Below are 9,548 nucleotides of genomic sequence, written 5' to 3' on the forward strand. Positions count from 1 at the left end.
TTCATCAGCGCGGTGACGATCGGGGTGATCGTGGCCAACCAGATCATGATGGCGCGCGAGAAAAAGCGCCTGCGCGACATGCAGATGGCCTTCATCCAGCCCGATGCGGCCGAGGCGCCCGCAGACCCCGTTACTCCAATGGCTCGCCGCCCGCTCGGGCAAGGCACGGCAACCTGAAAACAACATGCCCCGGAACGGAAGAGCAAAGCCGCCGCCTCGGCGAAGTCGGCCAGGCGGTATCGCAGATGGAAGGCGTCACGCAACAAAACGCGGCCCTCGTGGAGCAGATCGCGGCCGCCTCCGTATTGCTACGCGGCCAGGCAAACGACCTGCGCAGCAAGGTCGAGCAATTTACGCTGCGCGAGTCGCTCAGTATGTCTCGAGGTGCAGGCGCCCTTCACGCTTGAGGCGCGGCCAGAGGGCGCTCCAGTCCAGGCCGTGCCGGTCGGCAATGTCCTGAAGCGCCTGCAACACGCCCTCTTCCATACCCTTCAAGCCGCAAACGTAGACGTAGGTGCTGTCGTCTTTCAGCAGTTGGGCCACATCCACGGCCCGCTCGCGCATGGCGTCCTGAACGTAGCGTTTGGGCTGGCCAGGCGTGCGCGAAAACGCCAGATTCGTGTCGATGAAGTCTTTCGGCAAATTGGTAAGCGGACCGAAGTATGGCAACTCCCCTTTCGTCCTCGCGCCGAAAAACAGCATCAGCTTTCCGGTCACGCCCTTGAGGCGGCCGCGCCGGCGATATTCGGTCATCGCGCGCATCGGTGCCGAGCCGGTGCCCGTGCAGATCATCAGCAAATGGGAGTGCGGGTGATTGGGCATCAGGAAGGTGCTGCCGAACGGCCCGATCACGGTGACGACATCGCCCTTCTGCAGGTCGCACAGATAATTCGAGCAGACACCCAAGGTGTCGTTGCCGTCGTGATCGCGCGTGACGCGCTTCACGGTCAGCGAGACATTGTTGTAGCGCGGGCGCTCGCCGTCGCGCGGATTCGCCAGCGAATACTGGCGTGCGTGATGAGGTTTGCCGTCCGCGGCCGTGCCGGGCGGCAAAATGCCGATCGATTGCCCTTCGAGCACCGGGAACGGCAGCGAGCCGAAATCGAGCACGATGTGATGGATATCGCTCTCGGCCGACTCGTCGGTCAACCGGTAGTTGCCCATCACCGTCGCCGCGGCCGGTGTCTTGTGCGTGTAGAGGTTCACATAGGGCTTCGACGCGGACCACGGCGGCACACTCGAGCCGCGCTCGGTGTCCGCTTGCGGCAAGCCGGTCTGATCGACGGGGGTCTCGTTCGAGATCCCGGCGCTGGCCGGCTCGGTGGGCATACCGACCGATGGGCTCTGCGCCGGCAACTCGTCCCACCCGAACTGTGCCTCGATGCTATAGGCGTCCGCTTTCGGGACGTTGCGCCAATTGTCGATCGCCCCCGTGGGACAGGGCGGGACACAAGCCATGCAGCCGTTGCAGACGTCCGCCTTGACCACGTAGTTGCTGCCGTCGTGGGTGATCGCGTCGATCGGGCAGGTCTCTTCGCACGTATTGCACCGGATGCAGATTTCCGGATCGATCAGGTGCTGCCTCAGAACTTCCAACGGAATCGCTGCATTCATGGTTGTGCTCCCTGCCGTCCGGTCTGCCTCGGTGACCGGCAAGGCCGATCAGTTGAAACGAACGTATTCGAAATCGACAGGCTGACGGTTGATGCCCATGGCCGGCGGCGCAATCCAGTTCGCGAACTTGCCCGGCTCGCTCACGCGGCCCATCAAGGAGGCCACGTAAGCGCGATCCTCCGGCGTCGCCAGCCATTTCGACGCGTTGGCCGCCCACTCCGCCTCGCTCACCACACGTCCATCCGGCGAGATGCGCACGCCCGCGAACGTGCCGATCTGGCGATTGAACGCCTTGTGCGGCACGGTCAGGCGAAAGTCGATGCCGGCTTTTTCGAGCACCTTGTTCCAGCGATTGACACCGGCCACGGAGTCCTTGATGTAGTCGTCGCGCAGCACCTCGTTCATCGCATTGAGCATGGGCACTTCGCGCTCGACAAGTTTGCCATCCTGAACATCGAGCAGCTTGTAGCGCTGCCCCGTCAACTGGTGGTCGTCGTCGCGCTTCGTTTCTTCGTAGCGGCCCTTCAGTCCCGAGCTGTAGAACGTTGCTGCGTTCGACGACTGGTCGGCGCCGAACAGGTCGATCGTCACCGAGTAGTGGAAGTTCAGGTAACGCTGGATCGTTTCCAGATCGATCACGCCGGCCGCGCGCAGCCGGCCCGCATCGTCCGTCTTCAGTTCGTTCATGACCTGGGCTGTACGCTGCACCACGCGCGAAACGCCGGACTCGCCGACGAACATGTGATGCGCCTCTTCGGTCAGCATGAACTTCGTCGTGCGCGCCAGCGGATCGAAGCCCGACTCCGCCAGTGCCGAAAGCTGGAACTTGCCGTCGCGGTCCGTGAAGTACGTGAACATGAAGAACGCCAGCCAATCCGGTGTCTTCTCGTTGAATGCGCCGAGAATGCGGGGATTGTCGTCGTCGCCCGAGCGCCGGCCGAGCAATGCTTCGGCTTCCTCACGTCCGTCACGGCCGAAGTAGCGGTGCAGCAGGTACACCATGGCCCACAGGTGCCGCCCCTCTTCCACGTTCACCTGAAAGAGGTTGCGCAGGTCGTACATCGAAGGCGCCGTGAGACCCAGGTGCCGCTGCTGCTCCACGGAGGCCGGCTCGGTATCGCCCTGCGTGACGATGATGCGGCGCAGGTTCGCGCGATGCTCGCCCGGCACGTCCTGCCACGCCGTTTCGCCTTTGTGCTCGCCGAAATGGATCTTGCGGTCCGCCTCGCCCGGCGTGAGGAAGATGCCCCAGCGATAGTCCGGCATCTTCACGTAGTCGAAGTGCGCCCAGCCGCCCGGGTCGACACTCACGGCCGTGCGCAGATAGACGTCGTAGCCGTGCGAGCCCTCGGGCCCCATGTCGCCCCACCACGAGAGAAAGTTCGGCTGCCACTGCTCCAGCGCGCGCTGCAGCATGCGATCGTCGGCCAGATTGACGTTGTTGGGGATCTTCTCGCTGTAGTTGATCGTGGACATTGCGGTTCCTTGTGCGGTAGGGGGAGGCGTCAGGACGACGTCAAACGCGGGCGGTGTCGAACTGCGCCTTGCTGCCCTTTCCATAAACCTTCAGCGCGCCCTTCTCGCCCACGGCGTTCGGACGGTTGAAAATCCAGTTCTGCCAGGCAGAGAGGCGGCCGAAGATGCGTGTCGCCATCGTCTCCGGACCGTTGAATCTCAGGTTCGCTTCGAGGCCCGTGAGCGCGTCGGGCGACATGGCCGCGCGCTCCTCCAGCGCGATGCGGATCTCGTCGGCCCAGTCGATGTCGTCGGGCGCGGCGGTCACGAGGCCGAGGCGCTCGGCCTCCATGGGCTTGACCGGCTGGCCGATTTTCGAGCGTGCCGCATCGAGTGGTTCGGTTTCCTCATAAAATCGCCGCGCGAGACGCGACTGATTCGTGACCATCGGATAGAGACCGAAGTTGGCCTCGGAAAGCGTGATGGCAGGCTCTTCTTCCTCGTTCGACGGCAGCGCCGCCATGTAGGTACGGTCGGCGGCGAAGGCCAGCTCGGCGAACGTGCCCGAGAAACACGAACCGGGTTCGATCAGCGCGAACAGCGAACGCGACGACACGTCGATGCGGGCCAGCGTGCGGCGCAGCATGCCGATGGTTTCGCGTACGAACCAATGGCCGCGATGCGCGAGCAGCGCGGCATCGGCTGCGAGCACCGCTTTCGCGTCGCCGCTCGTCTTGAAGATCCAGGTGCCGATATCGAGCTCGTTCGTGCGCATCGACAGAATGGCGTCGTCGAGCTCCCGTGCGAACTGCAGCGGCCACCACGCTGCGCCGGCCGCGACGATCGCGTCGATGCCTTCGGGAAGCGGCAGCGCGGGCGCCTTCGCGGTGAACGTGGCAGTGCGCTTCGCACGGTCGATGGCGACGTCGACCGTCGCATAACCAAGGATGTTGTCGTGCTGGATGCGTTCGATGCGCGTGAGCGCGATGCCCTGGGCGTCGGCCGGGCGATCGCTTTGCGCCGCGAGTTCGAGCGCGCGCGCCTGCACGGCCTGGTCGAACTGGTTCGGCTTCACCACGCCGTCGACGAGGCGCCATTCCTTCGCGCGTTCGCCGCGTATGCCCTCCACCACGGTGCAAAAGATGTCGGCGCGATCGTGACGAACCCTGCGCTTGTCGGTGAGACGCGTGAGCCCGCCGGTGCCGGGCAGCACGCCGAGCAGCGGCACCTCCGGCAGCGCCACCGAGGACGAACGATCGTCCACGAGCAGGATCTCGTCGCACGCGAGCGCCAGCTCGTAGCCGCCGCCCGCGCAGGCGCCGTTCACGGCGGCAATGAATTTCAGGCCCGAGTGACGCGAGGAGTCCTCGAAGCCGTTGCGCGTTTCGTTCGTGAACTTGCAGAAGTTGACCTTCCAGGCATGCGTGGAAAGCCCGAGCATGAAGATGTTCGCGCCCGAACAAAAGACGCGGTCCTTCAGGCTCGTCACGACCACCGTGCGCACTTCCGGATGCTCGAAACGAACGCGCTGCAGGGCGTCGTGAAGCTCGATGTCGACGCCCAGGTCATACGAATTCAGCTTCAGCTTGTAGCCGTCACGAATGCCGCCGTCTTCGGCAATGTCGATGCCGAGCGTCGCGACCGGGCCATTGAATGTCAGCTTCCAGTGCCGGTACTGCGTGGGCTCGGTCCGATAGTCGACCTGCGGGGCAAGCGTTTCTGCTGCGGACATGAATGTCTCCTGGTAGGCGCACCCTATTTCATGAAAAATAGTGCATCTACAGAGCCATGTAAAGCATTTTAATGCTTGTAAGGATAAAACCAGGTGCAATCCCTGATCAAAGCGCCCCGTTAAATCGCGCGGTCACAGCCCGCCGGCAACATCCTCCGCGCCCAGCCGGGCAGCCAGCCGGTCGCGCAATTGCAGGTAGGCGTCGGCCAGCGTCTTTTCGCTCGTGTCGAAGGCCATGTCGGCGCGGCTGTAAAGCTCGTTGCGGCCCGCGAGGATGCGCTTGAGGTCCTCCATGGCCTCGCTGTTGCCGCGGTTGCCCGACATCGGCCGCAAATCCCCTTGCGCAACGACCCGGCGCATATGGTCCTCCGGCGTCGCCTGCAGCCAGACCGTGAAGCAGTGGGCCAGCAGCGTATTGAAGGTGGAGGGCTCGGAAACCAGCCCGCCCGGCGAGGCGATGACGGCGCGCGGGTGCTCGGCGATCACCGCTTCGAGCGCGCGGTGCTCGTAACGGCGGTAGGCGCTGGCGCCGTAAAGCGCATGGATCTCGCTCGGCGGGCAGCCCGCCAGTTGCTCGATGACGCGATTGAGCTCGACGAACGGTACTTTGCGTTCCTGCGCGAGCATGCGCCCGAGCGTGGATTTGCCGGCGCCGCGCAGGCCGATCAGCGCGATCCGCTCATGGCGATGCGGATCCCGCGAAGTCTGCGCAAACAGTTCGGACAACGCAATACGGGCGCGCTGCAGCGAGGCGAGGTCGCGCCCCTGCAGCAGTTCGCGTATCAATAGCCACTCGGCCGACGAAGTCGTCTCGTCGCCGATCACCTCGGCGAGCGGGCAATTCAGCGCGGCTGCCAGTTGCCGGAGCACGAGGATCGAGGCGTTACCGGTGCCGGTCTCCAGATTGGCGAGGTGGCGCTCCGAGAGCCCGGTCTCGAGCGCCAGCGACTTGCGTGTCATGCCCCGCCGCGCGCGCAGGAGCCGCACGCGCTCGCCCATGGCGGCAAGGAAAGGATCGCGTCCGGCCGCCTTTTCCGGCTCGGCATCGGCAGAGGCGTCATCCGGTTCCTGCGCGCCATCGCGCCGCTCTTCAGAGTAAGTTTGCTTCATATCACCAGACCAATTCCCACCAGAAAATGTACTATAGTGCTTGACAGCATCAATTCGACAAGATAATTTTCGCCAAAACGCTGACCGGCAGCAATGCCAGGCCAAAGCACCAGGCCAAAGCACCAGGCAAAGACGCAGGTACGCGCGAACTCCCGGCTCGCCGCGCCGGGAGCAAAACGCGCGGGCAAGATGCATCAAATTGCATCTCCCGCATCCGGAGACTAACGCATGTCCCCAGAAGATTTTCAGCGTCTGATCGCGAGCGTCACGCAGAGGATCGCGGGCCGCGACCTCGACAGCGACCTCGAGGCCTGGCTCAACGAGACCTGGCCGCCCGGCGGCGAAACGTTCGAGGCGCTCGCGCAAGCCTGCCGCAACGGCGTCGCCGAAGGCTGGCTCTGCAACCGCGAAGGGGGCGGCATCCGTTACGGGCGGATCTTCAAGGCCTTGCCGCAAACGCACGGATTCTCGGTCGACGTGGTCGACATGAAGGATCTCGTGGGCCCTCACCACATGCACCCGAATGGGGAAATCGATCTGATCATGCCGCTTGCGGGCGGCGCCACCTTCGACGGCCATCCGGCCGGATGGTGCGTCTATGGCGCCGGCAGTGCGCATTGCCCCACCGTGGCGAATGGCGAGGCCCTGATTCTCTACCTGCTGCCGGAGGGCGCCATCGAGTTCACGCCCGCACCCGCCAGTCACTGATCGCGAGAAAGAACATCGGGGTCACCGGCGTCGAGCGCGCACGACAATCAGACAGCGAGCAGGGACGGAGACGAATGCAGATGCACACTCAACTCGAAGCCGCAGCCGACGGCCCCCTTCCGGCTGCGGAACTTGCGCCGCCACCGCCGGCGCAATTCAACTTCGCCGCCCATGTTTTCGCGCTCAACGAACGGCGCGGCGACAAGCTCGCATACATCGACGATGCGGGGGCAACGACCTACGGGCAGCTCGAAAACCGCGCGCGCCGCTTCGCCTCGGTCCTGCGCGCGCACGGCGTGCATGCGGAAGAGCGCGTTCTGCTGGTGATGCTTGACACCATCGCGCTGCCCGTCGCTTTCCTCGGGGCGCTCTATGCCGGCGTCGTGCCCGTCGTCGTGAACACCCTGCTCACGGCCGCCGATTACGGCTATATGCTTGCCCACAGCCGCGCCCGCGCCGTGGTGGCATCGGGCGCCGTGCTGCCGGCCGTGACCCCTGCCCTCGACAACGACGCCGCGCAAGAGGACCGCCTGCTGATCGTGTCTCAGCCAACCGGCAACCCGCAGTCCGCCGCACCCGTTCTCGAAGCGCTGCTCGAGGCCGCCGAGCCCGCGCCGCATGCAGCGCCCACCGGCTGCGACGACATCGCGTTCTGGCTGTACTCCTCAGGATCGACCGGCAAGCCGAAAGGCACGGTCCACACCCACGCCAACCTCTACTGGACCGCGGAGACCTACGCGAAGCATGTGCTCGGCATTCGCGCAACCGACGTGGTGTTTTCCGCCGCCAAGCTCTTTTTCGCGTACGGCCTCGGCAACGCCTTGACCTTCCCGCTTTCGGTGGGCGCCACGGCGGTGCTGATGGCCGGACGCCCGACCGTCGACGCCGTGTTCGAGCGTCTCGTGAAGCACCGCCCCACGATCTTCTACGGAGTCCCTACGCTCTATGCCAGCATGATGGCGGCGCACACGCGCCCGGCCCGAGCGGCGGTCAGCCTGAGAATCTGCACCTCGGCAGGAGAAGCCCTGCCCCGCGAGGTGGGCGAACGGTTCACGGCGCATTTCGGCTGCGAAATCCTGGACGGCATCGGATCGACGGAGATGCTGCACATTTTTCTCTCGAATCATCCCGGCAACGTCCATTACGGCACGACCGGAACGCCCGTGCCCGGATACGCGGTGGAACTGCGCGACGAAAACGGCGGCCCCGTGCAGGAAGGCGAAGTGGGCGACCTGTACATCAAAGGCCCCAGCGCCGCGCTCATGTACTGGTGCAACCGTGAAAAGTCCCGCGCCACCTTCCTCGGCGACTGGGTGCGAAGCGGCGACAAATACCGCAGGCTGCCGGACGGCTGCTACGTCTACGCGGGCCGCAGCGACGACATGCTGAAGGTGAGCGGCCAATACGTCTCCCCGGTCGAGGTCGAAATGGTGCTCGTGCAACATGACGCCGTGCTCGAAGCCGCCGTGATCGGCGTGGACCAGGGCGGCCTCGTCAAAACCTGTGCGTTCGTGGTCCTGAAACCGGACTTCGCCGCCAGCGCTGCCCTTGCCGCCAACCTCAAGGCTTTCGTCAAGGACAGGCTCGCGCCCCACAAATATCCGCGTGACATTCTCTTCGTGGACGATCTGCCGAAAACGGCGACCGGTAAAATCCAGCGATTCAAGCTGCGGGAACAACAACGCCAGGCTATGCAGCCTGCGACCTGATCATGGAAAGCACGGTCTCGACCTCATCGCCGGAAAATCACCGGTTTGCCTTTTTGCCCCCTTCCGACCATCGGGGGCCCGTAAAAATCGAATACCGATGGTTGAATGCGCATCTGCTCGACAAACCGATCGCGATCTTTCTGCACGAGGGGCTCGGCTCGGTCGCCATGTGGAAGACGTGGCCGCAAACGCTCTGCGACCGGCTCGGTATGCGCGGACTCGTGTATTCGCGCCCCGGCTACGGCCGGTCCACGCCGCGCCAGCCTGATGCCAGGCTGCCCGTGGATTTCATGACGGACCAGGCGCGGGACGTCCTTCCGGCGCTTCTCTCGGCCCTTGGCGTCGGCGCCGCGGAACGCCGGCGAATGTGGCTCGTCGGCCACAGCGACGGCGGCACGATTGCCCTGCTTTACGCGAGTGCATTCAACAATGAGCTGGCCGGCGCCGTGGTGATTGCCCCGCACGTTTTTGTCGAAGCGATTTCCGTCGAAAATATTGCCGAGGCAAAGGTAGCCTATGAAACCACTACGATGCGGGAGCGCCTCGGCCGCTATCACGACGACGTCGACTCCGCGTTCTACGGCTGGAACGACGTCTGGCTGAGCGAGGCGTTTCGCGACTGGAATATCGTTCGCGAACTCGCGGGCATCCGGTGCCCCCTGCTGGCCGTGCAGGCGCGCGACGACCAGTACGGAACCCTGGCGCAGGTCCAAACCATTGTCGATCACGTGCCCAGCTCGCAACTCGTCGCGCTCGAAAGCGGCGGACATTCGCCGCACGTCACCGTGCCTGCCGTCCTGAATGAAGAAATTCACCAATTTATTTTATCGGCGGGAAAACACGCGCTTTGAGCAAAGCCGCCGGGGAAGCGACCGAAAAAGCGGCCGGGCGATTTTTCGCCGTATCCAGCGCAGTGCTTCGTACAACTCGGGAATTAGTGAAAACGTGTACTCGAATATATTGCAACACAGGGGTCGCCTTGATTGACACTCGAATATGGCGTTTTTAAGATCGTCCGGAAATCCAGCCATGCAAAACGCAGTTCCCGATTTCAATAACGCTGCGCAGACCCATTTGCAGTCTTTAGAAGATCCCGCTTAAAGAAATAAAGCTCGTTGCGCGCGCACGCTGTACGCCCGCGCAAACGATGCATCGAGCTGCCACGGCATCCATGTTTTAAATAGCATTACTAATCAAGCCGCGTCATTCGACTATTACAG

General features: G+C 63.8%; 7 protein-coding genes and 1 pseudogene. 4 read left to right on the forward strand and 4 right to left on the reverse strand.

Features of this window, described 5'->3' with window-relative positions; all coding sequences use genetic code 11:
• Positions 1–177: pseudogene (locus BAC01S_RS35895) on the forward strand (putrescine ABC transporter permease PotI); the annotation flags it as partial.
• Between the two features lie 192 nt (positions 178–369).
• Here the strand turns inward: BAC01S_RS35895 and boxA are convergent.
• The 4 genes from boxA to BAC01S_RS29620 form a co-directional block, all read right to left on the reverse strand.
• A complete protein-coding gene (boxA, locus tag BAC01S_RS29605) occupies positions 370–1,614 on the reverse strand; it encodes a benzoyl-CoA 2,3-epoxidase subunit BoxA (RefSeq protein ID WP_027797993.1) in 1,245 nt (414 codons plus the stop codon).
• A 48-nt stretch (positions 1,615–1,662) separates the two neighbouring features.
• The gene (gene boxB, locus BAC01S_RS29610; RefSeq protein ID WP_027797994.1) at positions 1,663–3,090 is read right to left on the reverse strand and encodes a benzoyl-CoA 2,3-epoxidase subunit BoxB; all 1,428 of its coding nucleotides are present in this window, start codon (positions 3,088–3,090) and stop codon (positions 1,663–1,665) included.
• Positions 3,091–3,130: 40 nt separating this feature from the next.
• On the reverse strand, positions 3,131–4,801 hold the full coding sequence (gene boxC / locus BAC01S_RS29615) for a 2,3-epoxybenzoyl-CoA dihydrolase (RefSeq protein ID WP_027797995.1): 1,671 nt from the start codon (positions 4,799–4,801) through the stop codon (positions 3,131–3,133).
• Positions 4,802–4,933: 132 nt separating this feature from the next.
• The gene (locus BAC01S_RS29620; protein ID WP_027797996.1) at positions 4,934–5,911 is read right to left on the reverse strand and encodes a helix-turn-helix transcriptional regulator; all 978 of its coding nucleotides are present in this window, start codon (positions 5,909–5,911) and stop codon (positions 4,934–4,936) included.
• 228 nt (positions 5,912–6,139) lie between these two features.
• On the opposite strand from BAC01S_RS29620, the gene BAC01S_RS29625 reads away from it, so the two are divergent.
• The 3 genes from BAC01S_RS29625 (at position 6,140) to BAC01S_RS29635 (ending at position 9,179) form a co-directional block, all read left to right on the forward strand.
• Positions 6,140–6,619, forward strand: a complete 480-nt coding sequence (locus BAC01S_RS29625; protein WP_027797997.1) for a DUF4863 family protein — start codon at positions 6,140–6,142, stop codon at positions 6,617–6,619.
• A gap of 80 nt (positions 6,620–6,699) precedes the next feature.
• Positions 6,700–8,328: a benzoate-CoA ligase family protein gene (locus BAC01S_RS29630; RefSeq protein ID WP_027797998.1), complete on the forward strand. Its 1,629-nt coding sequence runs from the start codon at positions 6,700–6,702 to the stop codon at positions 8,326–8,328.
• 2 nt (positions 8,329–8,330) lie between these two features.
• Complete coding sequence (locus BAC01S_RS29635) at positions 8,331–9,179, forward strand: alpha/beta fold hydrolase (protein WP_027797999.1); 849 nt, start codon at positions 8,331–8,333, stop codon at positions 9,177–9,179.
• Positions 9,180–9,548: the final 369 nt, after the last annotated feature.

Source organism: Paraburkholderia acidipaludis NBRC 101816 (assembly GCF_000684975.1).
GTDB classification, from domain to species: Bacteria; Pseudomonadota; Gammaproteobacteria; order Burkholderiales; family Burkholderiaceae; genus Paraburkholderia; species Paraburkholderia acidipaludis.